The following is a 26,492-nucleotide window of genomic DNA, read 5'->3' as shown; positions in this document are numbered from 1 at the left end:
ATAAAATGGAATTTCAAAGATATTTTCAATCATTTGCCGACTATTTCTGGGAATGGGACAATCAAATATTTTCTTCGGACAGCGTATTTGAGACGATTACAATTCCGAATGGACCGACTATTGCTTATGAAAAATTTGTCTTTGAAATTTTAGAGCATCTTTCTCAAAATAGTATTCCGCCGTTTGGAACCTTATTGCTGGCGATAATTGCGACCAATCATGACAGTGATCAGGCTATTGCTATGATCGATACATGGGCAAAAAGCAGAGAAATAAGCAAAACTTTTCCCGTTGAACATTCCTTTAGATTAGGAGCTGCGATTGGGTTTATGAAACAGCTTTCGGCTTTGCCTGATGACTATAAAAGCGGAGAAAAAAGATTAAAACTGTTTCAGACGATTTTTGAGGAATGTCATAACCGAATTTCTTCTGATAGAGCTGAGAAAATTCTGGATGAATATAAAAATCACAGGCATCATCTGGTAAGAGCATCAGTTAAAGAAGAATTTAATGAAGCTAATTTCATAAAGGACTTCAGAACGCTGGCTATGCTGAAAGTAAGGTTTCCAAAAGTACAGTCAATTTTAAATGCGATGGAAGGTGTGCCGTATGAGGACTTGAAAGATAAACTGGAAGAGGAAATTTTAGAAGAAAAGAATCTGTCAGATTCTGCTGATTTTGTCGAAGAACTTATTCAGGATGACCGTACGTTTCAGGTTGGAAGTCTTATTAGGAGATTATGGTCGGGATTGCATATTCCGCTGCATCATAATCATCCCAGTGAACAGCCAATGGGAGGGATTTCGGATTTAACCAATAAAGGAGATTTTGATAAATTGGTTATTTCTGAATTTGCTTATGATGATGATGTGTTTATGTCCCGAATTGCAAATAATGAAGCATTGTATATTCAAAGAGAAGTTCCGCCGGAAGCAGATAAGTTTGAGCGGATTTTGTTAATCGATGTATCTCTTAAGAATTGGGGAAACCCTAAGATTTTATCTTATGCTTCGGCCATTGCTATTGCAAGACATCCTAAAACAGATATAAAATGCAGAATTTTTGTGGTTGGACAGGATTTTAAACAAGTCTCTTTAGAAAATGTTCATGAGGTAATTAATGCGTTGGGCGAGCTTAGTATTAAACTGGACTGCTCAATAGGAATTAATTCTTTCTTTCAGCAAAATGAAATTAGCAGTAAAAATCAGGAAGTTTTTCTTTTTTCTTCAGAAGAAAGTTTAAAACTGGCTCCTATGCAAAAGGTTTTGAGTGAATATTTTTCTGAAATTAAGTACGTTTTCGAGATGGAGATGGAAAGTATCAAGATTTATAAAAATCAGAATAAAGGCAGGAAAATGCTCCTGCAGATTATAATGCCTTTGGATGAATTGTGGTACAAAGAAAAGAAGGATTTACCTCGAAAAACTCGAGATACATCAATAGATAAAATTCCGCTGCTATATCCGGTTGAAAGAAATTATAAAAATATTTTTCATGATGGTAAGGATTACTATATGTATATAAATAGAAGTTTATTTCTATTTACTGATACTGATTTTAACAAAGGATTAAAAAAAATAGCATCAAATCTTCCTTTTGGAGATGGTGTGTTGGCAATAAAAATAAATAGCAATGGACAAAAACTATTTTTATGTTTTTACCATGATCGTGAGCAGAATGTTAGTATAATGAATCTTGATACGCAAGAGTTAAAGAATGGTGTACTTTCTTATAGTGAACTGAGCGGTACAAAAATTACCGCATTTGAATTTAGCGGGGAGTTCTATTTAACTGATGATGTGTCATATTTGAAAATCCATGATGATTTAAAAACAGAGTATGCGGACAGGGATGTTGTAAAAGAAGCTTTTTTAAATTATACTCGAAAACGAACTTCCTTTATTGATAATTTTATGAAAAGTAAATTTAAATACAGTGTAATTAAAAGGATAAAAGGTTTTTCAATTGTAAACAATCGCATAGAAGTTAACGGATTCGATTTCGTTCATTTAGAATTTTCAAAGAAACATTACTATTATGCTGGCGAGTCTGGAGATGTCTCCATACGTTTTGATGAAAAGGTTAATCTTATTCTAAAAAACAGAGGAGAATCATTTTTGGATCTTGTTAAAGTAATAAAAGAAAATACGGGTCAGTCTTTGGTTAAAAGTAAAGAAATTGTTGAAGATGAACTTGGAGTTGTTTTAAATAATGTAACAAGGGAAAACGCTGAAGAACTAAAAAAAATTATAGAAAGCAAGGGAGCGGTTTGTTATATAGAAACATTGTTTTTTGAGTCTAAAGATGGAAGTAAAGTAACCAATAAAGACGGAATTCTGATTTTTGAAAGCAGCAATGACGAAATACCTAAATTTTATATTCCTTTTATAATTGACGGAAGAACCGTTATGGCGACAGAAATTGAGTATTCGGGGAATGATTATTTTATTTCTGATTCTGTTATGGAAAGCATAAAAGAAAAAGAGTTCATGGAAAAATATATAGAGCCATTTATACATAATATAAAACAGCATGGAACTTAAACTTAGAATAAATTCTAAAAATACATATCCGAAGGGAGGCATTTTAATTAAAAGTGCCTCAGCGGAAGTATGGCTTCGTGAAGTTCAAAATTTAGGGTTAACTCTTGACGCAGTAAAAATTTTCCCCGTTCCGGCTATTCGTGCTAATGAGTTATTTGGCTGTTTGATAGTATTTAATCAGGAGAAAAGTAAAATTGATGAGATTGGTAAAAATAATTTTTGTCAATTGATTGAAAATAAATTATTTATCCCTGAAAATGCAATCGTGACACCGCAATTGACAAAAACTGAATGGCATAACCTGTTTTCAGAAAACTATCATTTTTTGCATCCTGAAATTGGTTTGATTGAATTAAAAGAGGAAGTTTCGTGGATAGATATACTAGAAACACCAGTTGTAAGGAATACTGAAATACAGCAGCCATCAAAAACAATTGCCATACCTCAGTATATTTCGTCATTGCGTTATGAAGTAGATCCCGAAAAGGTTTTAGAGGTTATTGAACAGCCGTTTTCAGAAGAAGAAGCCATGAATGAGCTGCCTTTTGATCTGCGGGAGATTATGAAAGGAAACCAAGATGAGATGGATAAGTTCTTAAAATTTTTTGATGAAAATCCAGAATTAGCTTTAAAAATGGCAATTCCGCTCGATATATTAGGTTCAGCAAGAGGAGGTTATAATGGACAGTTTTCTTTTGAAGGAAATAATTCCGGCGGAGGCTCTTTTGCAGGAGGCAAAGAGAATATATTTAATAGATCAGGAAGCGAATCTTATGTAATTGTTTTTAGGATAATTTTTGTACTATTCATTCTATTTAATATCAGAGGATGTGATTTTAACAGTGTACATTTAGGTGCTAACCCAGTTGTAGTAATATTTATCGTCATTTTACTGCTCGCTTTAATTGTTGTAATGGCAATAAATAGCAGCTACTCTTCCAGTCCTTCTATAGACTATTCCCAATCTAAAAAATATTCGGGAGGAAGTTCTGCTTTAATTGATTCTGAAAGGTTTGCGACTATTCAAAGCCGGTATGAAAAACTGGCAGAGAAGTTTATTGAAAAGAAAGATTACATAAAAGCAGCACATATTTATATGAAACTGCTTAAAAATCATTCTAAGGCGGCGGAGGTACTTGAAAAAGGAGAATTGTATAGTGAAGCTGCTGCTATTTATTTAAAATACTTGAATAATAAACACAAATCTGCCGAATGTTATGAAAAAGGACATGTTTACAAACAGGCAATCGAACTATATATTGAACTTAACCAGCATGAAAAAGTAGGTGATTTGTATAGTATTTTGAAAAACAAAGAAGAGGCTGACAAGCATTATAGTATAGTTATAGAAAATTATAAAAGGAATAACCAATACGTGAAAGCTTCCTTTATTTACAAAGATAAAATCAATGATATAAACGAAGCACAGGAGATACTTTTGACAGGCTGGAAAAACAACAAAGATGCGGCCAATTGTTTAAACAACTATTTTGTAAACATCAAATCGACTGAAAAATTATCAGAATCCATAATATCAATTTACAATGCAGAGGTGTCGCCGGAGAATTCTGAAATGTTTCTGCAGGTAATGAAACATGAGTTTAAAAGGAATCAGAATTTAGAAGGAATAACTAAAAACATTGCCTATGAAATTGTAGCTGATAGAGTTAACAAAAGACCTGAAATTGTTTCTGAGTTAATTTATTTTAACAAAAAGAATAAATCTATCATCAAAGATGTAATGTATTATAAACTTAAAGTAAAAAGAAAATAAAAAAGTATTTGTTCCAAAAGTAAAAGGCTATAATAGACAGCCTTTTTACTTTTGGTTAAATTATTTCGATTAATAAAAGTCAGACAGAAGCTGTATTCTGATCAGTTTCCGGTCTTTTTACAAGTCTGGAATAAATCAGGTATTCAATAAAGGGAAGTGATAGAAAAAACACGAAAAATAGTAATTCATGTTTCAGGATTTCTTTAAAAACAAAATCAAGGACAGACTGCAGTTTATGTCCCATTTCAGATTGTAATGAAAGTTCAATTTTTTGAGGTTCTGCCTGATCTAATTTTTTTAAAAGAGATTTGAATTGAGCGTAATCAATGTTTTTTACGTTTTTCATATCTGCCTTATCATCCGCCACTTTCATGAAACCGTATACACAGGCGCTATAAACATCTGATTCGTATTTTTTGAGCAGATAGGAGGTCGAGGAATTCTTAAGTTTATCTACAGATGCAAAGCCACTGTTATTTTGTTTGATATAAACAGCCAGAGCTTGTGCCATGGATCTGCTGACACCTTCTGAAGAATTGGATATGTTTTGGAGGGAATGCAAAAAATCTTTTTTTTCTTTCTCTGATGAAAAAGCAGTCCCAATTGTATTCGAATAAATATGTGCTGCTATATTTTTATTTTCTTTTTCCATAATGGAATGCCCTCCGTACAGCAGACCAATCATACTGAAGAAATACAGAAAAACAATTATCAAATAAGGAATCCATAGTTTTACAATCCAGTTGTAATATTTTTTGTCACGGTCAAAAAAGTTTTTTCTGTACAAAACAATATTCAAAACGATGCTCAAAATTAGTCCGAGCATAACAAACAGTACTGTCCAAAATAGAAACAACCCGATATTTGGCAAAATAAATTGTTTGGAAAATTCCCAAACTTCCATCCAGTCAATGATTTCTGTGTATTGTTTCATAGTTTTTTGTAAATAGTAATAACAAGAAGTTTATTTATCTGCGTTCTTTCAAAAATAGAATTATTTAAAGAATTTCTGTTATTTCGAATTAAAAGTTTTGTTAAAAAAAAATCCCGACAGAAAACCGTCAGGACTTTATTTTTTAGTATGTCAAACTATTTACAGTGTATGCCCGTAAATTTTTTGATAAAGATCTTTGTAAATTTCTTTGATGATTTTACGCTTTAATTTTAGAGTAGGAGTGAGATGTCCGCCGTTTATTGACCAGACATCAGCAGTTAATTCAAAACGTTTGACCTGTTCCCAGTTTCCGAATTTTTCGTTTAGAGTATCAACTTCCTGCTGGATTCTTTCTATCACTTTTGGGTTGGAAATAATCTCCTGATTGGTTGTGCCTAATTGAACCGAATGTAATTTAGCCCATTCTTTGACAAATTCAAAACTCGGCTGTATGAATGCGCCAGGCATTTTTTCACCGTCACCAATTACCATAATCTGTTCGATAAAACGAGACTGTTTCATCGTGTTTTCAATAAGCTGCGGAGCAATATATTTTCCTCCAGAGGTTTTAAACATTTCTTTTTTGCGGTCAGTAATCGATAAAAATCCGTCTTTATCAACATTTCCGATATCTCCAGTATGAAAATAACCGTCAATTATGGCTTCGGCTGTTTTTTCAGGGTCTTTGTAATAGCCCATCATTACATTTGGACCTTTGCAGAGGATTTCGCCGTCTTCGGCAATTTTTACTTCTACATTATTTATGATTTTACCGGCAGTGCCAATTTTAAAGCCTTTGTTTCTAAAATCATTTACAGATATTACAGGAGAAGTTTCAGATAATCCGTAGCCTTCCATAATGTATATTTCTGCAGCGGCAAAAACTCTTGCTAATCTTGGCTGTAATGCAGCACTTCCGTTTACTATTAAATCTAATTTTCCGCCAAGTCCTTCTTTCCATTTGCTGAAAATCAGTTTTCGGGCTAGTTTTAACTGTAGCTCATACCAGAATCCGTTTACGCCATAAGGCTCATATTTCAAACCCACTTCAACAGCCCAAAAGAAAAGTTTCTTTTTGATTCCGGTCAGGTCAGCACCTTTGGCAATAATCTTTTCGTAAACTTTCTCAATAAGTCTTGGTACGCCAGTCATTACTGATGGTCTTACTTCTTTTATATTATCGGATATTTTTTCTATGGATTCGCCAAAATAAATAGAACAGCCATAAAACTGATAAATATAAGTTACCATTCGCTCATAAATATGGCAGATAGGAAGGAAACTCAAAGCACGGCTTACTCCTGGATCAAAAGGGATTCTGTCTGCACTGTCCAAAACATTGGAAACAATATTTTTATGAGAAAGCATTACGCCTTTAGGTCTTCCGGTTGTTCCCGAAGTATAAATGATTGTGGCTAAATCTTCTGGATTTACATTGTTTTTTATATCTTCTAAAATATTCTGATTGCTTTTGTCTTCGCCTGATTTCAGTAATTCATTCCAATTTTTGCATCCATCAATTTCATTAAAAGAATAAATCTCTTTTAGCGAAGGAACATTGGCTCTTATATTGTTTACTTTATTGAAAACTTCTATATCCGAAACGAATACATACACGGCCTCCGAATGATTCAGGATATATTCATAATCTTCTTCGGTAATGGTTGGATATATAGGGACATTTTGAGCGCCTGTCTGTAAAACACCAACATCCATAATATGCCATTCTGTTCTGTTATTGCTGGAAATGACTGCAATCTTATCATTTTTCTGTACGCCCATTCTTAGCAGTGCTCTCGAAACAGCATTTGCTTTATCTATATATTCCTGGGTTGAGGTTTTCTCCCAAACTCCGTTTTGCTTTGTCACCAAAGCATCTGATTTGTTGTAATTTTCTAGCTGATAGTAAGGAAAATCAAAGAGTCTGGTGATCTTTATCATTATGGCGATTATTAAATTGTATCGCAAATTAAATAAAAATTAATAATATTTTTTATTTTCTGCGGATTAATTACAGCGGATATAATTACAATATTGGTAATCAGCGAAATCGTTTTCTTAAAATTACCTCAAAAAACTGTTTCTCCCTCGTTTTTAATACGTTTCCTCTCGATTTGGAGAATAATTGCTTATTAGATTCGATTTGTAAAGAGAGTTCTTAATTGAGCTGGCCACTTTTTTCCATATTATTTTATTGAGTATTGCAAAAGAACCAACTTTTAGTAGGAAAAGAGTTGTCGAACTTAGTTTTACAATATTTAATATAATTTTTTCGGCTCTGTTTTTTACTGGTTTTTCATATCCGTTGATGAAATTTTCTGAGACTTTTGGCCAATTTCCACCACAGGAAAAAGTAGGTATCGGAAATGTATCTGGTGCTGCTTCGGGCTTGAAAATGGGGATAATCGGATAGCTTCTTTTTCCATCGGCACCTACAACTGCATATTTGCTTTTATCGACTCCGCTGTATCCTTCTGAAAATATTGGGTTTGCCAGCAGTGCCTCTTCTGGAATTGTAAAATACTTTCTCAAAAACATTTCACAATTGTATTTTCCTAAAAAGTAGTCATGAATTCTAAATTCTTTATTCAAAAAACCGCCAAATCCGCCCATTGTCCCACAAGCGATTGCTTTTTCTCCAAAAAAATCTTTGAACGTACCATCGATATCTTCTCTTTTTCGAGAAGGAGAAATTATAAATTGACTGGCATCATCCTGTTCCATTGCGCTGCGGTAATTTATTGGTTTTGCACGCATTTGGGCTGTCATTGCCGAAAAAGTTTCGGATATAATATTCGTTAGGTTTTGACTGTAATTAAAGTCTTCTGTTTTATCCAGACTAGGGAAAGGATCAATCATTAAAACCGTATTTTCAAAATTTTTGTAAAGTGAGTTAATCTCATTAAGGAATTCTTGTTTTTCATCCTTATTCAGAGTGTTATACTCGGAGTTTCTTTGCTTTATTGTAATTTCATCCAGCAGGTATCTCACTTTTTCAAAAGGCTCATTATTTATCATTCCTCCATCAACATTCAGTGTTTTTAGCGGATTTTCGGTAACTGGACTATTCTGGAAAATGTCTTTTAGCCACGGAATAGCATTTACATATGATGAGTCTCTTTCCAGAATTCTTGATTTTAGACCGACAGGAAATGCTCCAGTAGCCATTGCCGCATCTCGTGCAGTTTTTATAAAATCTCCGGTTTTGAAATTCAACGGCATCCAGCCCAATGTTAGAGGAGTTTGTGTATTTTCGTCAAAAAGTTCAAAACAAGCATAGTCATTATGGACTGCCATATTGTATTTTTCTTTTCGGATGCCTCCGTTAAAATCGGTATTGTAATTAAATCCGTTTAAGTTAGAAAGTGTAGTGAATACTTTCACAGGCATTTCAAAAAAGGGTGGTGCTGCTTTCCATTTTTTTATATCCGATTGTATCATTTTTACAGCGATATCATCTATGAAATTGGAGTTGAGAAGCGATACCACATTACCTGATGAAATGTCTGAGGGATCGAGCATTTTCAGAAACATATCTTTTTCTGTCAAGTCAACCCAGCTATGATAGAGTTTGTTTTCGGGATGTTCGTCCAGAAGATTTGCTTTGTTTGGTAAAGGAACTGGTTTGATTTCATTGTTTATTGTACTGGCTGTTAATAAAGATGTCATTCCGCCAGCCGAAGCTCCTCCCATTATTGGTATGACTACTTTATGGCTGGGTACATTTGGCTGTCCTTTTCTTTTTTCCCATTCGCTCAAAGCTTCCATTATATAATCCATTACGCCTGCAGTATAGGCACCTGCAGAGACTGCTCCTGCCATACATATTCCGATTCTAAAGGTTTTATTTGTCATACTTTTTGAGTTTTAAGTGTGTTTTAAAAATAAAGGCCGTTGTAAATGTAGTAATAATGCTTCAATAAAAAAATGAATTTTAATTTTAATGTATTGATTATTAATTAGTTATTTGTAATAAGCAAAAAAGCGTTCATTTTTAGATGAACGCTTTTTTAGTACTTATTTTAACAGCTTTTATCGATCCAGATTTTATCTCAAAATGATTATTTTTTCATTTTTCAGAATAATTGATTGAGTTAAAGAATAATTATTCAATATATTCTTTTACGCGTTCGCCTGAGATGAACATTTTCTTTTTGTCATAATGAATGGAAAACTGCTGCAGTATCCATTCGTTTTTATCATTTGACTTAGAATGTGCTGAAGTGTTTTTTTTGTACCAAAAAGAATATGTAGCACTATTGAATCCTTCCTTGAAAATAGGAATTCCTGCTTCGGAACATTCAATTCCCCAAATGATATTTTCTTTGGTTAAGTCTTCGTTTTGCATAATTCCAGTTCCGTCTTCGTTAAGAATTGTTGTAGGCGCAATTTGATTCACATAGGTGTAAATGCCGGTAATCGGGTAACCAATAACATTTGCCAGATAATGATCTTTTCCTTTGTCTTTGATTTTTGTAATTTTAATTTGGGCAAAAGAATTTGAGGCACTCAGTAGAAGCGCTGTAAGCAGTAATGTAAAATTTTTCATGGCTGTAGGTTAAATTATAGAAGAATTAAAGAGTAAAGGGCATCACTTTTTAATTTTTTGTTAAGTATTTATTCTTGAGTTTTGGCTAAGATACAAAGCAGGTTTTAGATAAAAAACTATAAATAGGTGTAATTATAAAGATATAAATAGCCTTCATTAAACTTCTTGCTTCCCTGCGGTGTATAAATGTAGCTTTTTACTTTTTTCTCAACTGCATTTCCGTTGGAATCAAGTTTGTAAGAGAAAACTGTTTCTTCATTTGGGTATTTTGTTGCATTGTCCGAATTAATGGTTACTATATTGGTAAGTCTGCTGTTGCGGTCGTATTTGTAAATATTTTTAGAAAATGGCATTCCAGATTTTGTAGTCAGAGATTCATTAATTAATCCATTGCTGTCGTAGCTGTATTTGGTAACTAAATCATTTGTCTGGTAATCTACTTGGAAAATTTGGTTGTCATCATTAAAATGGTAGAAGTATTCCTTTCGGGCTGTTACTTTTTTTGGCATTCCTTCTATATAATCTTCGCCTTTAAATAAAATATTTTTCTTTTGAACGTACTTATAATCTACTGCAGAAAAAACTGGATCTTTTTCAGCTGTATTGATGGTATCGGTATTGGTTGTGTCTTTTTGGTGTAATATAAGTGTTGTCTCAATATCGATATGAGAGACAAAACCTTTGTTAGTGTAACTGAAGAAGCTCTTTTTTGATTGCTGATTTCTCAGTGTTTCTTCAATTTCTTTTGTTAAACCATTTGTGTCAAACTTATATACATTACTTACTGATGCAGAATCGTTTGCCGTATGACCTTGGACATCTGTTGCAAATTTATGTTCCTGCATTTCTTTTACGTTTCCTTTTAATTTTAACAGCTGGGTGTTTACACCTAATTCAAGCAAAGGATTTATTCTCATTAATATATCAGCAGATTGTGCAGATACAGGATTGATAACGAGCAGTAAGCTTAAAACTAAAAATGTTTTTTTTAAAAAATTCATTGGGGGCTTTTTAAAAATTATTTTGTGATTTAGAACTAAAATTATTCATAAAAAAAAAGTCTCTGATATTGCAGGAGACAGGCTGTAAGGCAAATAAAATTTTAATTGCTAAAGTCTTATTTGATTGTAATGCCTTTTCTTTTTTTGGCGAATATAGTTCAAAATTTAATAGAAAAACAGAATAGAAATTATATCGCCGGACTTTTTTTGAACATTTTTTTATTCAGAATAATAAAATGAATTTTGATGATATTGTTGTAGATTTTTTTGAGAATTTACTAAAAAGACTTATAAAAAAATACTTGGTATTAGTTAAGCATAGGCATATAAAAATAGTTAGGCAAAAAAAAAAAACCGTCTCTAAAAAAATAAGAGACGGTTACTGGAAAATAAGATCTTAAATATTAAGAGAATTATTTGTTTGTATTGTCAATCCATTTTTTAGCATTGACAAAAGCTTCGTGCCAAGGCGTAACCTCGTCATTTCTGTCTTTTGGATAATTGGCCCAGTTCCATTGGAAAGTCGAACGCTCGATGTGAGGCATCATCACCAAGTGACGTCCTGTTGTATCACACATCATTGCAGTGTTGAAAGCTGAACCATTTGGGTTAGCAGGATATCCTTCATACCCGTATTTACCAACGATATTGTATTGGTCTTCTGCGTAAGGCAAATTGAATTTTCCTTCACCATGCGAAACCCAGACTCCAAGTGTGCTTCCCGCCAAAGTCGATAACATCACCGATTTGTTTTCCTGGATTTTTACCGAAGTAAAGATACTTTCGTGTTTATGGCTTTCATTATGAAGCATTTTTCCGTGAATTTCGTGTTCAGGATTGATTACTTCCAATTCCATGAACAATTGGCATCCATTACAGATTCCGACAGATAAAGTATCTTCTCTTTTGAAGAAGTTTTTTAATGCCGTATTTGCTTTTTCGTTGTATTTGAAAGCTCCTGCCCATCCTTTTGCAGAACCTAAAACATCTGAGTTAGAAAATCCACCAACCGCTCCGATGAACTGAATATCTTCCAGTGTTTCACGTCCCGAAATCAAATCGGTCATGTGAACGTCTTTTACATCAAATCCTGCCAAGTACATTGCATTTGCCATTTCACGCTCGGAATTACTTCCTTTTTCTCGGATAATCGCTGCTTTCGGTCTTGGTTTTGAAGCATCAATTACAGGTTTTTTTCCTGTAAAATGAGCTGGGAAATTATAATTTAAAACTTGATTTTTATAATTGTCGAAACGTGCTTGCGCAGTTCCGTTTTTGGCTTGTTTTTGATCTAATAGGAATGAAGTTTTAAACCAGATATCTCTGTATTTTGGAATGTCTAATTTACAAGGACCAAAATCTAAAGCAGCTTCAGAAGTTGCATTTCCTAATTTGAAGAAAGAAACATTATTCGCTTTCAATTTAGCTTCAACTGCTTCATCTGAATTCGCTTGGAAAACCACAGCAATGTTTTCTGAGAAAAGATATTTGATGATGTCTTTTTCTTCAAAAACGGAGAAGTCAATTTTTGCTCCCAAGTTCACATCAGCAAAACACATTTCTAATAAAGTCGTAATCAAACCGCCGCTTCCGATATCGTGTCCGGCTAAAATCTGATTGTCTAAAATCAATTCCTGAAGTGTATTGAAGGCGCTTTTGAAGAATGCAGCATCTTTGATTGTTGGCGCTTCATTTCCAATAGCGTTTAATGTCTGCGCCAATGAAGAACCTCCTAATTTGAAGTCATCCTGAGACAAATTGATATAATAAATAGAACCGCCGTCTTTTTGCAGAACAGGCTCTACTACTTTTCTAATATCTGTACAATTTCCTCCTGCAGAAATAATTACCGTTCCTGGTGCGATTACTTCGTCGTTTGGATATTTCTGTTTCATCGAAAGTGAATCTTTTCCTGTTGGAATATTGATTCCCAAGTCGATTGCAAAATTCGAACAAGCTTCAACAGCAGCATACAAACGGGCATCTTCACCTTCGTTTTTACAAGCCCACATCCAGTTCGCAGAAAGAGAAACACCTTTCAATCCGTCTTTTATTGGAGCCCAAACGATGTTAGATAAAGATTCAGCAATTGCAGTTCTTGTTCCTGCAATAGGATCAATCAAAGACGCGATAGGAGAGTGCCCAATAGAAGTTGCAATTCCTTCTTTTCCTTGGAAATCCAATGCCATCACACCAACATTATTCAATGGTAACTGCAATGGTCCTGCGCATTGCTGTTTGGCTACTCTTCCGCCAACGCAGCGGTCAACTTTGTTAGTCAGCCAGTCTTTAGAAGCAACCGCTTCTAGTTGTAAAACCTGCTCTAAGTATGTTGCTATATTTTTTACATCATAGTTTAAACTGCTATAGTTGTAATCAATAGTTTTGTCTGTCATTACTGTTTTTGGAGAACTTCCAAAGAAATCTTCCAAAGCATAATCCATTGGTTTTAGACCTGAAGTTTTAGATTCAAATGTAAAACGGTGGTCGCCAGTAACGTCACCAACCTGATACATTGGAGAACGCTCTCTGTCGGCGATTCTTTGTAAAGTATCAATATCTTTCTGGCCAATAACCAATCCCATTCTTTCCTGAGATTCGTTGCCAATAATTTCTTTTGCTGAAAGGGTAGGGTCACCAACAGGTAATTTGTCCAAATCAATCAATCCTCCAGTTTCTTCGACTAATTCTGAAAGACAGTTCAAGTGTCCGCCCGCACCGTGATCGTGAATAGAAACAATTGGGTTGCTGTCGCTTTCTACCAAACCACGAATAGCGTTAGCAGCACGTTTTTGCATTTCCGGGTTCGAACGCTGAATAGCATTTAACTCAATTCCCGAACCAAAAGCTCCAGTATCTGCAGAAGAAACCGCAGCACCGCCCATTCCAATTCTATAATTTTCTCCGCCAAGAATAACGATTTTATCGCCTTCCTGTGGTTTGTGTTTGATAGCTTGATCCAATTTACCGTAACCAATACCGCCCGCCTGCATGATTACTTTATCGTAACCAATTTTACGGTTGTTTTCCTGATGTTCGAAAGTCAAAACGGAACCAGTAATCAATGGCTGGCCAAATTTATTCCCAAAATCAGAAGCTCCGTTTGAAGCTTTGATTAAAATATCCATAGGAATTTGGTACAGCCATTTTCTTTCGGCTACAGCATCTTCCCAAGGTCTGTTTTCTTCTAATCTTGAATAAGAAGTCATATAAACTGCAGTCCCCGCCATTGGCAATGAACCTTGTCCTCCAGCCAAACGGTCACGAATTTCTCCTCCCGAACCTGTTGCAGCTCCGTTAAAAGGCTCTACAGTTGTTGGGAAGTTGTGTGTTTCTGCTTTTAAAGAGATAACCGAATCAAATTCTTTTATTTCGTAAAAATCAGGTTTGTCGGCAGTTTTTGGAGCAAATTGCTGTACTCTTGGGCCTTTTACAAAAGCCACGTTGTCTTTGTAAGCCGAAACAATATCGTTAGGATTTTCCTGAGATGTTTTTTTGATTAATTTGAAAAGAGAAGTTTCTTTTTCAACTCCGTCGATAACAAAAGTTCCGTTGAAAATCTTGTGACGACAGTGTTCTGAATTAGCCTGCGAGAAAGCGAAAATTTCTGAATCGGTTAATTTTCGGCCTAATTTGGCAGCCAGATTATCCAAATATTCTACTTCTTCCTGGCTCAAAGCCAAACCTTCTGCTTTGTTATATGTTGCTATATCATCGATTTCCAGAATGGGTTCCGGCTGTATGTGAATCGTGAAAATATCCTGATCTAATTGATTGAATTTTTGAGAAAGCATTGGGTCAAAATCTGTGAAATCTGCCGTGGCTGGATGAAATTCCTCAATTCTGATAATACCGGAAATTCCCATGTTTTGAGTAATTTCAACCGCATTGGTACTCCAAGGCGTAACCATAGTGGCACGAGGTCCAACAAAAAAATCCGTCAATGCGGATTTCTCTATTTTATTTGCGTCGGCAAAAAGCCAGTTAAGTTTTGAAATGTCTTGAGCTGAAATTTCGTTTTGCGTTTGTACTGCAAAAACAGTTTTGCTTTGGTTTTCAAAGAAATGGATCATTGTTGTGTAGTTTGTTGTATTTAACGGTGCAAATTTAGTTTAAATAAATAGTAAGAGCAAATGCGAAAAGCAAACTATTTGGTAAATAATAGAATTGAGAATAAAGACCGCAAATTCGTAAATTTTTTAGGAATTCTAAATGAATATAATTAGCGAATTCGCGGTTAATTAAACGGTTTACTCTGATAAGCTCCCAAATCTGGAGGAAGTGTTCTGGTAATACCCAAAATATCAAGCGGAATTAAATACGCAGAATTCCCTTTTGCGAAAGCGGGAGAGGTATTGTCAATATTGAAATTATTGATGTTCGGGTTAAAGAATTTTGGGTCTTTATTGAGGATAATGGCATTATAATGTACTGGATCTGTTTCAAACTGGTAATCAGAATTATTGTTTTTATTTGATTTAATCACACAATTGTTGAATTGATAATTAAAAAGTGCTTCTGGTTTTTTATCCAAAAGCATTTCATTCGAATAGGAACCGTAAATAATACAGTTGTTGAATGCTGCTTGAGTCAGATTTTTTGCTTCTGGGACAGCACCAGAAATGTAATTGCTGATGTAAACCGCTAACTGTCCCGGACTTGACCAGTTGTTGTTGAAAGTACAGTGCGTAAACTTGTAATTTCCTCCGTAAGTACAGGCAAGACTGGCTTGTCCTGTGTAGTTGATAACGATGTTTTCTCCCTCAATTATAGCATTTTTGCCTTGAATGCCGTAATGTGTACAGTTGTAAATCTGTGTGTTTTTTATAGATGCAGCCGTTCCGTTATTGCCTTCGGCCAATAGTCCGACTGTTGCATTTTTGACTGTCAGGTTTTGAATTTTATTGTTGGCACTTCCATTCTGCATCCAGATTGTGCCCCATTGCCCCGGAATATATGCAAAATCAGGCTGCTGGCGGTCACTGCTGAAAATGACTTCATTTTCCAGTTTGTCAGTGACAGATTTTGTTCCATTAACATTGATGGAGGAATTTTTGGAAACTATAAGTCCTGAATTGGCATGAAAATAAACTCTTGCGCCGGGGTCAAATGTTACGGTTTCTCCTTCGGGAACTGCTGCGTATCCGTAAATCACATAGGCTTTTTTGTTGGTAAAATGAAATTCATTACCATGAATGGGATCGTTTTTGTCTAAATAAAAGCCGTAAATTTTTTCGTTTCCGATAGGGAGTGTTTCAGTAGTTCCGTCAGTATTGCGTTTCGGATATAACAAAACAGCGTCCTGAACTAAAGTTACTAATTCTACTTTTTGAAGATTAGCGCCGCTGTCAAATTCAATTTGGTCGGTATTTAGAAATTCTTTTGGGGTTGAGGAGTCACTTTCTACAGTTGTTTCTATGAAGATATACAGGCTGTCTTTGGCCAATAATGTAACGTTCTCGAACATCTTGCCTTGATTTCCCTGCGCACCATCTACACTCATCCGGTATTTTGAGTTTAAGCCTTTGGCAAATTTTATCTGAGGAATATTGATGTCTTTTTTGGAATGGTTATAGACTTTTAGGGCAAAAGTGCTTGAACTCAAATTGGTGAAAACCGTATCCAGATATACCGTATCTTTTGAAAAAGTCAAATCACCTGTACTGGCAGTGGTTTCAAAATCACTCCGGCAGGAGCAGAATGAAAGCAGGATTCCGGTTAAAAGTAATAAGGTGATGCGAGGCATTTGGTTTTATTTTTTGTAAAAATAGGAATAAATTAGTTTTTTTGATTTGTTTATTGGTTTTATACCCAAAATATTTAGGGTCTGTTTAAACTTTATTTAGTGTTCTCAAATAAAGTTTGTACTATGTATTTTAGGGCATTCGCTTTTAGCTTCTGAAAAAAATATTCATTTTACACAGATTCACAGATTAAAATGATTTTGAAATCTGTAAATCTGTGGCAATTTCATGATTTTTTTGGAATCCAGCCTTGCATGCATTTAGCCTGTCACACAAATACTATGGACTTTCAATGCAGAGTGGTTTGTTTGATTTGTATTCAATTTGTTTTTTGAATTATCAAATTAGCGTATTTTTACAATCTTTAAAATTAAGATATGACTTTTGATAAAGATAAAACCCTCGAATTTTGCAATACCTTTTCCAAAAACACTTTGATGGAAACTCTGAATATCGAGTATATTGATGCCGGATCTGATTTTTTAACAGCAAAAATGCCTGTGAATTCTTCAGTACATCAGCCGATGGGACTGCTGCATGGCGGTGCTTCGGTGGCATTGGCAGAAAGCGTAGGAAGTGCGGCGTCGCATTTTTTTATTGATGCAAAAAGCCAGGAGGTGAGAGGAATCGAGATTTCGGCCAATCATTTAAAAAGTATTCGAGAAGGATTTGTCTTTGGAACAGCACGTATTATTCATAAAGGAAAGAGTCTGCATCTTTGGGAAATTAAAATCACGGACGAAGCTGGGAATTTGATTTCGCTATGCAAATTGACAAATATGGTTTTGACGAAAGAGAATAAATAATATGAATGATTTTTTTGAAAGAGTACAGCAGCAGCAGGAGAAAAACCTGCCGTATGTTTTGTACTGCAAGCCCAATTCAGATACAATAATCGGGATGTTTCAGCAGAATGATACGTTGTTTAATGTAACTGATTTTACCGAGAAAGGATTTGTTTTTGCTTCATTTGACGGAAACAGGATTCATTTAATCCCTGAAAATGAATCGGAAATAATAGGTGCTGTTAGAGAAAAAACAGCTGCTGATGTCGCAGGAAGTATACAGGGAATTCTTGATGAGTCGGATAAAAATGATTTTGAAAGCATTGTTGCTAAAGGAATTCGGGCGATAAATAAACAGGAGTTTAAGAAAGTTGTTCTTTCCCGAAAAGAAATAATAAAACTGGAAAAATTTGATTTAACTGCAGTTTTCGAAAACTTGGTACAATTGTATCCGACTACTTTTGTATATTGTTTTTTTCATCCGCAAGTTGGACTTTGGATGGGAGCGACACCAGAACAATTGGTAAAAGCCAATGTAAATGTGTTTGAAACAATGGCTTTGGCAGGAACACAGAAAGATTACGGCTCGGATGAAATTGTTTGGGAAAAGAAAGAAAGAGAAGAACAGCAGTATGTGACAGATTATATTGTAGACCAGCTGCAGGAAGCTGTACTGGAAGTTTCGGTAACCGAACCATATAATCTTAAAGCCGGCAGTATCTGGCATCTGAAAACGGATATTTGGGGAGTATTGAATACAGGTTATAATTTAAAGCAGGTCGTTAATTTACTGCATCCAACGCCAGCTGTCTGCGGACTGCCAAAAGAAGCTTCGAAAGCTTTTATTCTGGAAAATGAAAATTACGATCGGACTTTCTATACTGGTTTTTTGGGAGAATTGAATACGAGTTTTGCTGTAGACTCGGTTAGTTCAAATCTGTTTGTCAATTTAAGATGCATGGAAATTGAAATGTATTCCGGGACAAAAAATGTAAAAGTAAATTTGTTTATGGGCTGCGGTATCACGAAAGACAGCATTCCTGAAAAAGAGTGGGAGGAAAGCGTCAACAAATCAATGACAATGAAAAGAGTTTTAAACGGTTAAAAAAAGTTGATAGTTTATTTTTTAAGAACTTAACAATAAACTACAAACCAAAAACAATAAACAAAAAAAGATATGAAATTAGATATATTGGCTTTTGGGGCACATCCCGATGATGTAGAATTAGGATGTTCCGGAACAATCCTAAAAGAGATTTCTCTAGGTAAAATGGTCGGAATTATTGATTTGACCCGTGGAGAATTAGGTACACGCGGTTCTGCTGAAATTCGGGATGAAGAGGCAGCAGCAGCAGCGAAAATACTGGGGGTTTCTGTTCGGGAGAATTTGAATATGAGAGACGGTTTTTTTGTCAATGATGAAAAGCATCAGCTGGAAATTATAAAAATGATCCGTAAGTATCAGCCGGAAATCGTATTGTGCAATGCAATAGATGACAGGCACATCGATCATGGAAAAGGCAGTAAATTGGTTTCGGAGGCCTGTTTTTTGTCAGGTCTGATGAAGATTGAAACAATTTTGGACGGTGAAATCCAAAAAGCATGGAGACCCAAATTAGTATATCATTATATTCAATGGAAAAATATAGAGCCGGATTTTGTTGTGGATATTACAGGCTTCACAGATAAAAAAATTGAAGCAATTCTGGCTTACAGCTCCCAGTTTTATGATCCGGATTCGAAAGAACCGGAATCTCCTATATCGAGTAAAAACTTCTTGGAAAGCCTGAATTACCGTTCCAGAGATCTTGGGAGGCTTACTGGTGTGGAACATGCCGAAGGATTTACTGCTGAAAGGTATTTGGCAGTCAATAGCTTAGGAGATTTGAAGTAAAAATGTCAATTTTTTTTTGATTTTTTGTTTGCAGAAGCAAACATTTGTTCTATATTTGCAACCGCTAAGCGCAAATGGTGGTTGTAGCTCAGCTGGTTAGAGTAGCGGTTTGTGGTGCCGCGGGTCGCCGGTTCGAACCCGGTCAGCCACCCAGAATGAAAAGCCTTGAAGAAATTCAAGGCTTTTTTTGTGGAATAAACTTTCGGCTGAAAAATGTTATTTAAGTTGTTCTAGTTTTTGAATTCAGATTTAAGTTTTGTATTTTAGAAGGCGATATAATAATTTCAGATTTTAACTATTTATAAATTAATAACACTTAAACTTCTATGGGAACATTTTTGATTACTAAAAGAAAAAATGACGAATTTCAGTTTGTTTTGAAAGCAGGTAATGGTCAGGTTATTTTGGCTAGCGAAGGTTATACAACAAAAGCTTCTTGTGATAACGGAATTGAATCTGTTAAGAAAAATTCACAGGATGATGCTCGATTTGAGAGATTGGAAGCCAAAAACGGAAAGCCTTATTTCAATCTAAAAGCTTCTAATGGCCAGATTATTGGTACTAGTGAAATGTATGAATCAGCTGCAGCAAGAGATAATGGAATTGAGTCTGTCAAGAAAAATGCCCCAGATGCAGTTATAAAAGAAGAATTATAAACGATATTAGGAGTTTTCTGTCTGGGAAACTCCTATTGTTTTTTTATAGAATTTGTAAAATTTCCATTTATGACTTAATCATAATCCATTTTGTTTTATAGAAAAATTATTTCTAATTTGTTGGAACTAGTTATTGTCAAATCAAATTTTCTTAAAATTTTGTAATAGATGGATATTAAAAAAGAATACAAAAGTATAATAGATGATTATTCAGATTTTTTGCATGAATTCAAACAAATTGTTGAGAAAAGATTACTAAAACATAAAATACCAATTGCTTTTGGAATAAGTGGAAGGATTAAGACAATTGATTCTATTTTAGAGAAAAATTCATCTGAAAGATTTGTAATTAAAAAAACAATAACAGAACTTAATGATTTAATAGGGTTAAGAATTGTTTTGTTATTTCCAGAATATAAAACAAAAGTAGTGGAAATTCTTAGAACAGAATTTAAATCATATAATAATCCTATTATTTCAAATTTAAGTCCTGATAAATTTGGATATAGTTCAATTCATTTATTGCTTGGAATAAAAGATGATTGGGCAAAAACTCCAAATTGGGAAAATCATTCTCTTAAAAGAATAGAAGTGCAAGTTAGAACGTTATCAGAGCATATATGGGCAGAAACTTCACATAGTCTTTTTTATAAAAGGGAAGAGAATATTCCAAAAATTATGAGTAGAGAATTGTCTAAGATGTCTGCTTTATTAGAAGTTGTAGATGATAAATTGCAAGAAATTAAAAACGCAGTTGAAGAACATTTTAAGTATATAGCAGAAGCGCAATATGATGAAATTTTAAAGCAAGATTTAAATTCAGAAACATTTAGAAGAATAATGCTAGAAAATTCAAAAGGGATTTATGATTTAAATGAATATAGAAATAAAATATTAAGTTCTAGGATTGAAAAAGATTATAATATTTTAAATTCTGATGCTTTGCATACTCTTATTTTTAATAAAATTGATTTATCAGATAACGATGCAGAAATATATATAGAAAAAGTATTTGAAATTCTCGATGAAGAAAAATTAAGAATTGATGAACAGCAAAAAGTGAAGTAATAATTGAATGTTTTTAAATATAGGCTTGAGTTAATTGAGGCTTTTTTGTTGCGTACATTCGTTTGCGTAATTATGAGAAAACCGGTTCTTTTTTAAAAGAAATAATAAAGGTTGTTCCTTCGTTGATTTTGCTTTCTACATCAATTTTACCGCCTAGGCTTGTGACGTGGTTGTTTACTAAATAAAGCCCGATTCCTTTACTGTCTATGTGGTTGTTGAACTTTTGGTGTAAACCAAATATTTTATCTTTTACGAGCTCCATATCGAAGCCAATACCATTGTCAGAAAAAATCAACTGATCAACTTCATCTGTTTTTCTGGAATGGATGGAAATAATTGGTGAACAGCCCGGGATAGCATATTTAATTGAATTAGTCAATAAATTTAGAAAAATGCTTTCAAGATAGGATTTGTTAAAATTAATCTTTTCGAGCTGTGAAAAGTTAATATTGATAACAGCATTTGACTTTTGTATTAAAGAATTTATAGAAAGAATGACAGTATTAAGAATTGTATCTAGGTCTATTTCTTCAATTTGTGCAATTGACTTATCCTCTAGGATTAAAATATCTACATAATTATTTAAAGTTTTCTTTAATGTTTCGGTAGCAGATTGAAGCATCTCAAGAAACTGCAGGGTTTCAGAATCTTCAATTTTGGTAACATCCAAGAGGCTGAAAATTGAAAGTAGGTTGTTTACAGGAGACCGCAGATCATGTGAGCTCGTGTAACTTATTTTTTTGAGGTCGTTATTGGTTTTTGTAAATTTAGTAAGCAGTAAATTCCGTTCCTCTTCCAGTTTTTTGTTGTGTGTGATGTTTTTTGCAATTGCATAAACTAATTTTTCGTCAGCTGCAGGCATTGATGTCCAGGAGAGCCATACAATTTCACCGCTTTTTGTAACGTATCTGTTTTCGAAATTTAAGAGTGGTTTATTTTTGTATAATTCATTCCTTGCTTTTGAAGTGTATATCTGGTCATCAATATGGATAAAATCGTTTATTGGTTTTGAAAACAATTCCTCATTTGTGTAGCCTAATAATTGAGAAACCGCTGGATTAATTCTTTTGAAAAAACCATCGAACCCAGTGATACAGAGTAAATCAGCGGATAGTTCAAAAAAATGCTCAAATAAGTATTTGCTGTCTGAATTTGGATTTACTGTCATTGTTGAATATTACAATTGTTATACTTCAATTCTTTTGATGCGATAAATAGGGAAGGGATAGTATGATCTCTTTCGTTTCTTCTTAATCTGCAAAAAAAGATATAATGCATCTCGTAAGCAATCTGAATATCTTTTAACTGAATTCCAAATATATTGATATTGTTTTGATTTCCTGTATGGTTTTTTGAAATATGCGTTAAAAAAAAAAGAGCTTCAAAAAAATTTGAAGCTCTTTTCTGTTAAATATTATTTTGCTTGTTTGTCAACTATAATTCTGTCAGGCCTGTTAGCTAAATCCCAGGCAATTGCAAATGCTAGCTGGGCTCTTTTTGCTAAAGCATCGAATTCAATTTTCTCTACTTCATCAGTCTTTTGGTGGTAATCGGCGTGTACACCATTAAAAAGAAATACGGCTGGAATACCAAATTTAGCAAAGTTATAATGGTCAGAACGCTCATAGAAATGATTTGGATCTTTTGGGTCATTGAATTTGAAATCCAAATCCAGTTTGGTGTATTTTTCGTTCTGTGCAACGGTAATGTTGTGTAAATCGCTGGATAACCTGTCTGCACCAATCACATATATATAATTATTAGTGTCAGGATGATCAAAATCACGGCGGCCAATCATATCGATATTAATATCTGCAATAGTATTTGCTATTGGAAATAATGGGTGTTCAGAGTAAAAACGTGAGCCGTGTAAACCGTGTTCTTCACCAGTTACATGAAGAAATAATATAGAACGTTTTGGACCATGTCCCTCTTTTTTCGCTTTTTGGAAAGCTTCGGCAATCTGCAGAATGGCTACTGTACCGGAACCATCATCATCAGCACCGTTATAAACATCTCCGTTTTTTACACCTACGTGGTCGTAATGTGCAGAAACGACTAAAACTTCGTCTGGTTTTTCAGATCCTTCAATGTATGCCCAAATATTCTCTGAATCAGGCAGGTTTTGATTGTACTTGGCATTTAAGTAAGAAGCAGGAATAGGCTGATAATAGCTCGCAGCTCCTTTTGGGTAGGATATTTTACTTTTTTTGTATTGCTCGATAAGGTATTTTCCAGCTTTTTTTTGTCCTTTGGATCCAGTATCGCGGCCTTCCATTTCATCAGAAGCAACAATGGTAAGTTTTGTTTTTAATTTTTCGGCGGTTATGGTATTCATAAACTTCGTCGGATCATCATTGTTAACCGCTTTCTTTTGTGCGAAACAATGAAACGCTGTTATAAATACAAATAGTGTTAGTACTTTTTTCATTTAAAATCTAGGGTGTTTATTTAATTTATTATTTTTTTAATACTTCGTTCAGGAACAGCTTGAAATGTTCGAAAGATCTTTTGGCGGCCACTTCATTGTATGCAGCTCCTTTAGAATTATCTGTTCCTGACTCAGGATTGGTAAAGGAATGTACGGCATTGGCATAATAAATCATTTGCCAGTCGGCTTTTGAGTCACGCATTTCCTGCTGAAAAGCGGTTATTTCTTCTTTTGATTCATAGGGATCATCTGCGCCATGACAAACTAATACTTTCGCCTTTATCGATTCTGTAGGTCTTGCAGCATCTTTGCCCAAACCGCCATGAAAGGAAACAATTCCTTTAACATTGAGGTGTCCCCGGGCTGCTTCAAGAGCTCCAGTTCCTCCAAAACAATAACCAATAATTACGATATTATCAGGATTTGCTCCAGCGTCAATAAGCTGTTGCAAGGCTAGTGAAATCCGTTTTTGATAAGCCAAAAAATCATTTTTGTAAAATCCTGCAATTTTTCCGGCTTCGGCATTGTCTTTAGGATAGTTTCCTTCTCCGTATATATCTGCTATGAAAGCATAATAACCCAATTTTGAAAGACTTTCCGCAGTATCTTTAGATAATTTGTCAATTCCTTTCCAGGCAGGTAAAATTAATATGCCGGGGTTTTGATTGCTTTTCTTCGTAGGATTGATTTTGAAACCATTCAAGACCTGATTCCCGTCTTTGTATTGTACTGGTTTTAATTGACCAAAAGCTTGGCATGTAATTAAAATCATTGCGAAAAATATAATTTTTAAGTTTTTCATGGTGCTATTTTTTGCAAATATCTAATAAATTATTGATATAAAAAAAACCTTGAAAAATGCTTCTTTCAAGGTTATTAGATCGTTAAGTTAGGATTTTATGTTTTTTCTTAACTATTTACAAACTGATGTTCCGTTTAAAGGCACAGCCCAATTCAATTAGGGATTCTGTCTTTGAAATGCCGGGAATAGAGTCGATTTTTTCATAAAGCAGCCTTCTCATGTGTTCATGATCTTTGGCTATCATTCTTATGTAAAGCGTAAAAGTGCCCGTGATGTAATAACATTCGGTTATTTCTGGAATCAGTTTTAGGGCTTCTATAACTTTTTCAGAATCCTGATCTTTCTTCAAAGTGATTCCGGTAAAAGTTCCCCAGTCGTATCCTATCTTTTTTTCGTTTAAAACGGGTCTGATCCCAGATATGATTCCCTGTTCTATTAATCGGTTGATGCGCTGGTGCACCATAGTATTTGAAATCTTGAGATTAGTCGCTATTGCAGAAAAAGCCATTCTTCCGTCTTTTTCCAATTCTTTTATGATATTGATGTCAAATTCATCTAAAATGTCCATATTTTCCTTTTTTAAAGTTAAAATCACTTTTATTTGGGATAAAAGTAATTGTTTTTTATTTGTTTTTTCCGATGCGGGTATCTGGATGCGTTAAAATAACAACATGACTTATTTTTGTTATAAATAAATGTTTATTTTTTAAAAATGATGTTATAAAAGTCAAATTTAGCTTTTTATTTGGTTGATAAAAAACATTTGTTACTTTTGTATGAATATTTTATAAAATTTTAGATAATGGAACATACAGCACAATCACTTTCTTTAAAATCGGAAGTTTTAATTGAAAAAGAGAATAAATACGGCGCACATAATTATCATCCGTTACCGGTTGTTCTGGAAAAAGGGGAGGGTGTTTTTGTATGGGATGTTGACGGGAAAAAATATTTTGATTTCTTATCTGCTTATTCTGCAGTAAATCAAGGCCACTGTCATCCAAAAATTGTTGGAGCAATGGTTGAACAGGCGCAAAAACTGACATTAACTTCGCGTGCCTTTTATAATGACCAATTGGGTGTTTATGAAGAGTATGTAACCAGATATTTTGGTTTTGATAAAGTGCTTCCAATGAACACTGGAGCCGAGGCTGTAGAAACTGCTTTGAAATTGTGCAGAAAATGGTCTTATGAAGTAAAAGGAATTCCCGAAAATCAGGCTCAGGTTATTGTATGCGAAGGAAATTTTCACGGAAGAACTACTACTATTATTTCTTTTTCAAATGATGAAAGCGCAAGAAAATCTTTCGGACCTTTTACCGAAGGTTTTATAAAAATACCGTATGATGACATTGAGGCTTTAGAAAAAGCATTGAAATCTTCAGCTAATATTGCTGGTTTTTTGGTAGAGCCTATTCAGGGCGAGGCTGGAGTTTATGTTCCAAGCGAAGGTTATTTGGCGAAAGCCAAAGCACTTTGCGAAGCGCATAATGTATTGTTTATTGCAGATGAAGTTCAGACAGGAATTGCCAGAACAGGTAAATTACTGGCAGTGCATCATGAAAATGTACAGCCGGATATTTTGATTTTAGGCAAAGCTATTTCTGGCGGTGTTTATCCGGTATCGGCGGTTTTGGCCAATAATGCGATAATGGATGTAATCAAGCCGGGACAGCATGGATCTACTTTTGGAGGAAATCCAATCGCAGCTGCCGTTGCCGTTGCTGCTCTTGAAGTGGTTCGTGAAGAAAATTTATCTGAAAACGCACAAAAATTAGGTTTGATTTTAAGAAAAGGACTGAATGAAATCGCGGAGCGTAATCCATTAATAGAATTGGTTCGAGGCAAAGGACTTCTTAATGCAATTGTGATTAACAGCAGTGAAGATTCTGATCTGGCTTGGGATATTTGTCTTCGTTTCAGAGATTATGGGTTATTGGCAAAACCAACTCACGGTAATAAAATACGTTTTGCACCGCCATTAGTAATTACAGAAGATCAAATTCACGAATGTCTTGCTATCATAGAGAAAGCACTGAACGATTTTAGATAATAATCTTATTAAAAATACAAAGAGAGGCAACCGAAAATTTTGGATAGCCTCTCTTTGTATTCTACAGTATAATGAATTTTATAAATATGTAATACTTTGAAATGATTATTGTCTTTTTTGCGGGTCATTTTTTGTCAAATAGTTAAAAGTAAATGCTTTTCGGAAAATAGAGAACATATTTTGTTTAAGCGTTATTTTTAATACTTATATTTGTGTACGTATTTTTACGTAGTTAATCAGAAGTTGAACTTTATACTT

The 26,492-nt window shown here is 34.3% G+C and carries 19 protein-coding genes and 1 tRNA gene; 9 read left to right on the top strand and 11 right to left on the bottom strand.

What is annotated here, in order from left to right; genetic code table 11:
• Window positions 1–5 precede the first annotated feature (5 nt).
• Window positions 6–2,543 carry a ribosomal protein L7/L12 gene (locus IRZ80_RS00280; protein ID WP_194639052.1) on the top strand — a complete coding sequence of 846 codons (2,538 nt, stop codon included), beginning with the start codon at window positions 6–8 and terminating at the stop codon, window positions 2,541–2,543.
• The gene (locus IRZ80_RS00275; protein ID WP_194639050.1) at window positions 2,533–4,317 is read left to right on the top strand and encodes a hypothetical protein; all 1,785 of its coding nucleotides are present in this window, start codon (window positions 2,533–2,535) and stop codon (window positions 4,315–4,317) included. The genes IRZ80_RS00280 and IRZ80_RS00275 overlap by 11 nt, the downstream gene beginning before the upstream one ends.
• A 79-nt stretch (window positions 4,318–4,396) precedes the next feature.
• Here IRZ80_RS00275 and IRZ80_RS00270 read toward each other — a convergent pair whose 3' ends face one another.
• From IRZ80_RS00270 to IRZ80_RS00240, 7 genes are all read right to left on the bottom strand, one after another.
• Window positions 4,397–5,251 carry a hypothetical protein gene (locus IRZ80_RS00270; protein ID WP_194639048.1) on the bottom strand — a complete coding sequence of 285 codons (855 nt, stop codon included), beginning with the start codon at window positions 5,249–5,251 and terminating at the stop codon, window positions 4,397–4,399.
• Between the two features lie 159 nt (window positions 5,252–5,410).
• Window positions 5,411–7,192 carry an AMP-dependent synthetase/ligase gene (locus tag IRZ80_RS00265; protein ID WP_194639046.1) on the bottom strand — a complete coding sequence of 594 codons (1,782 nt, stop codon included), beginning with the start codon at window positions 7,190–7,192 and terminating at the stop codon, window positions 5,411–5,413.
• A 153-nt stretch (window positions 7,193–7,345) separates the two neighbouring features.
• Window positions 7,346–9,106 (bottom strand): patatin-like phospholipase family protein, encoded by a 1,761-nt coding sequence (locus IRZ80_RS00260; RefSeq protein ID WP_194639045.1) that lies wholly within the window; start codon window positions 9,104–9,106, stop codon window positions 7,346–7,348.
• Window positions 9,107–9,356: 250 nt separating this feature from the next.
• Window positions 9,357–9,800 carry a hypothetical protein gene (locus IRZ80_RS00255; RefSeq protein ID WP_194639037.1) on the bottom strand — a complete coding sequence of 148 codons (444 nt, stop codon included), beginning with the start codon at window positions 9,798–9,800 and terminating at the stop codon, window positions 9,357–9,359.
• A gap of 116 nt (window positions 9,801–9,916) precedes the next feature.
• A complete protein-coding gene (locus tag IRZ80_RS00250) occupies window positions 9,917–10,801 on the bottom strand; it encodes a hypothetical protein (protein ID WP_194639035.1) in 885 nt (294 codons plus the stop codon).
• Between the two features lie 413 nt (window positions 10,802–11,214).
• Window positions 11,215–14,874, bottom strand: a complete 3,660-nt coding sequence (gene purL, locus IRZ80_RS00245; RefSeq protein WP_194639034.1) for a phosphoribosylformylglycinamidine synthase — start codon at window positions 14,872–14,874, stop codon at window positions 11,215–11,217.
• A gap of 164 nt (window positions 14,875–15,038) precedes the next feature.
• Entirely contained in the window at window positions 15,039–16,547 is a 1,509-nt protein-coding gene (locus IRZ80_RS00240) for a hypothetical protein (protein ID WP_194639032.1), read from the bottom strand.
• Between the two features lie 375 nt (window positions 16,548–16,922).
• Between IRZ80_RS00240 and IRZ80_RS00235 the strand changes: the two genes are divergently transcribed.
• The 6 genes from IRZ80_RS00235 (at window position 16,923) to IRZ80_RS00210 (ending at window position 20,948) form a co-directional block, all read left to right on the top strand.
• On the top strand, window positions 16,923–17,351 hold the full coding sequence (locus IRZ80_RS00235; protein WP_194639030.1) for a hotdog fold thioesterase: 429 nt from the start codon (window positions 16,923–16,925) through the stop codon (window positions 17,349–17,351).
• Window position 17,352: 1 nt separating this feature from the next.
• Window positions 17,353–18,435 (top strand): isochorismate synthase, encoded by a 1,083-nt coding sequence (locus IRZ80_RS00230; protein WP_194639028.1) that lies wholly within the window; start codon window positions 17,353–17,355, stop codon window positions 18,433–18,435.
• A gap of 72 nt (window positions 18,436–18,507) precedes the next feature.
• Window positions 18,508–19,224, top strand: a complete 717-nt coding sequence (bshB1, locus tag IRZ80_RS00225; RefSeq protein ID WP_194639026.1) for a bacillithiol biosynthesis deacetylase BshB1 — start codon at window positions 18,508–18,510, stop codon at window positions 19,222–19,224.
• Window positions 19,225–19,301: 77 nt separating this feature from the next.
• Window positions 19,302–19,375, top strand: a tRNA-His gene (locus IRZ80_RS00220).
• A gap of 175 nt (window positions 19,376–19,550) precedes the next feature.
• On the top strand, window positions 19,551–19,880 hold the full coding sequence (locus tag IRZ80_RS00215) for a YegP family protein (protein ID WP_194639024.1): 330 nt from the start codon (window positions 19,551–19,553) through the stop codon (window positions 19,878–19,880).
• 168 nt (window positions 19,881–20,048) lie between these two features.
• The gene (locus IRZ80_RS00210; protein WP_194639022.1) at window positions 20,049–20,948 is read left to right on the top strand and encodes a GTP pyrophosphokinase family protein; all 900 of its coding nucleotides are present in this window, start codon (window positions 20,049–20,051) and stop codon (window positions 20,946–20,948) included.
• Between the two features lie 70 nt (window positions 20,949–21,018).
• Here IRZ80_RS00210 and IRZ80_RS00205 read toward each other — a convergent pair whose 3' ends face one another.
• The 4 genes from IRZ80_RS00205 to IRZ80_RS00190 form a co-directional block, all read right to left on the bottom strand.
• Complete coding sequence (locus IRZ80_RS00205) at window positions 21,019–22,116, bottom strand: PAS domain-containing sensor histidine kinase (protein WP_194639020.1); 1,098 nt, start codon at window positions 22,114–22,116, stop codon at window positions 21,019–21,021.
• Window positions 22,117–22,362: 246 nt separating this feature from the next.
• Window positions 22,363–23,379: a M28 family peptidase gene (locus IRZ80_RS00200; RefSeq protein ID WP_194639018.1), complete on the bottom strand. Its 1,017-nt coding sequence runs from the start codon at window positions 23,377–23,379 to the stop codon at window positions 22,363–22,365.
• Between the two features lie 28 nt (window positions 23,380–23,407).
• Window positions 23,408–24,181, bottom strand: coding sequence for a dienelactone hydrolase family protein (locus tag IRZ80_RS00195; protein ID WP_194639016.1), 774 nt, complete (start codon window positions 24,179–24,181; stop codon window positions 23,408–23,410).
• 115 nt (window positions 24,182–24,296) lie between these two features.
• The gene (locus IRZ80_RS00190) at window positions 24,297–24,749 is read right to left on the bottom strand and encodes an Lrp/AsnC family transcriptional regulator (protein ID WP_194639015.1); all 453 of its coding nucleotides are present in this window, start codon (window positions 24,747–24,749) and stop codon (window positions 24,297–24,299) included.
• 234 nt (window positions 24,750–24,983) lie between these two features.
• Here IRZ80_RS00190 and rocD point away from each other — a divergent pair, with 234 nt between their 5' ends.
• Entirely contained in the window at window positions 24,984–26,234 is a 1,251-nt protein-coding gene (gene rocD, locus IRZ80_RS00185; RefSeq protein ID WP_194639014.1) for an ornithine--oxo-acid transaminase, read from the top strand.
• The last annotated feature ends 258 nt before the right edge of the window (window positions 26,235–26,492 follow it).

The sequence above is a fragment of the Flavobacterium sp. HJJ genome (assembly GCF_015351475.1).
Taxonomy (GTDB): domain Bacteria; phylum Bacteroidota; class Bacteroidia; order Flavobacteriales; family Flavobacteriaceae; genus Flavobacterium; species Flavobacterium marginilacus.
This window is presented reverse-complemented; position numbering and strand designations above follow the sequence as displayed.

What these genes read in the sequence shown, in the direction of transcription:
- IRZ80_RS00250 (WP_194639035.1), bottom strand. Translation starts at nt 10,801, where the DNA reads ATGAATTTTTTAAAAAAAACATTTTTAGTTTTAAGCTTACTGCTCGTT.
- IRZ80_RS00235 (WP_194639030.1), top strand. Translation starts at nt 16,923, where the DNA reads ATGACTTTTGATAAAGATAAAACCCTCGAATTTTGCAATACCTTTTCC.
- IRZ80_RS00260 (WP_194639045.1), bottom strand. Translation starts at nt 9,106, where the DNA reads ATGACAAATAAAACCTTTAGAATCGGAATATGTATGGCAGGAGCAGTC.
- IRZ80_RS00270 (WP_194639048.1), bottom strand. Translation starts at nt 5,251, where the DNA reads ATGAAACAATACACAGAAATCATTGACTGGATGGAAGTTTGGGAATTT.
- IRZ80_RS00210 (WP_194639022.1), top strand. Translation starts at nt 20,049, where the DNA reads ATGGATATTAAAAAAGAATACAAAAGTATAATAGATGATTATTCAGAT.
- IRZ80_RS00200 (WP_194639018.1), bottom strand. Translation starts at nt 23,379, where the DNA reads ATGAAAAAAGTACTAACACTATTTGTATTTATAACAGCGTTTCATTGT.
- IRZ80_RS00265 (WP_194639046.1), bottom strand. Translation starts at nt 7,192, where the DNA reads ATGATAAAGATCACCAGACTCTTTGATTTTCCTTACTATCAGCTAGAA.
- IRZ80_RS00275 (WP_194639050.1), top strand. Translation starts at nt 2,533, where the DNA reads ATGGAACTTAAACTTAGAATAAATTCTAAAAATACATATCCGAAGGGA.
- IRZ80_RS00230 (WP_194639028.1), top strand. Translation starts at nt 17,353, where the DNA reads ATGAATGATTTTTTTGAAAGAGTACAGCAGCAGCAGGAGAAAAACCTG.
- bshB1 (WP_194639026.1), top strand. Translation starts at nt 18,508, where the DNA reads ATGAAATTAGATATATTGGCTTTTGGGGCACATCCCGATGATGTAGAA.
- IRZ80_RS00280 (WP_194639052.1), top strand. Translation starts at nt 6, where the DNA reads ATGGAATTTCAAAGATATTTTCAATCATTTGCCGACTATTTCTGGGAA.
- IRZ80_RS00215 (WP_194639024.1), top strand. Translation starts at nt 19,551, where the DNA reads ATGGGAACATTTTTGATTACTAAAAGAAAAAATGACGAATTTCAGTTT.
- purL (WP_194639034.1), bottom strand. Translation starts at nt 14,874, where the DNA reads ATGATCCATTTCTTTGAAAACCAAAGCAAAACTGTTTTTGCAGTACAA.
- IRZ80_RS00255 (WP_194639037.1), bottom strand. Translation starts at nt 9,800, where the DNA reads ATGAAAAATTTTACATTACTGCTTACAGCGCTTCTACTGAGTGCCTCA.
- IRZ80_RS00240 (WP_194639032.1), bottom strand. Translation starts at nt 16,547, where the DNA reads ATGCCTCGCATCACCTTATTACTTTTAACCGGAATCCTGCTTTCATTC.
- IRZ80_RS00205 (WP_194639020.1), bottom strand. Translation starts at nt 22,116, where the DNA reads ATGACAGTAAATCCAAATTCAGACAGCAAATACTTATTTGAGCATTTT.
- IRZ80_RS00195 (WP_194639016.1), bottom strand. Translation starts at nt 24,181, where the DNA reads ATGAAAAACTTAAAAATTATATTTTTCGCAATGATTTTAATTACATGC.
- rocD (WP_194639014.1), top strand. Translation starts at nt 24,984, where the DNA reads ATGGAACATACAGCACAATCACTTTCTTTAAAATCGGAAGTTTTAATT.
- IRZ80_RS00190 (WP_194639015.1), bottom strand. Translation starts at nt 24,749, where the DNA reads ATGGACATTTTAGATGAATTTGACATCAATATCATAAAAGAATTGGAA.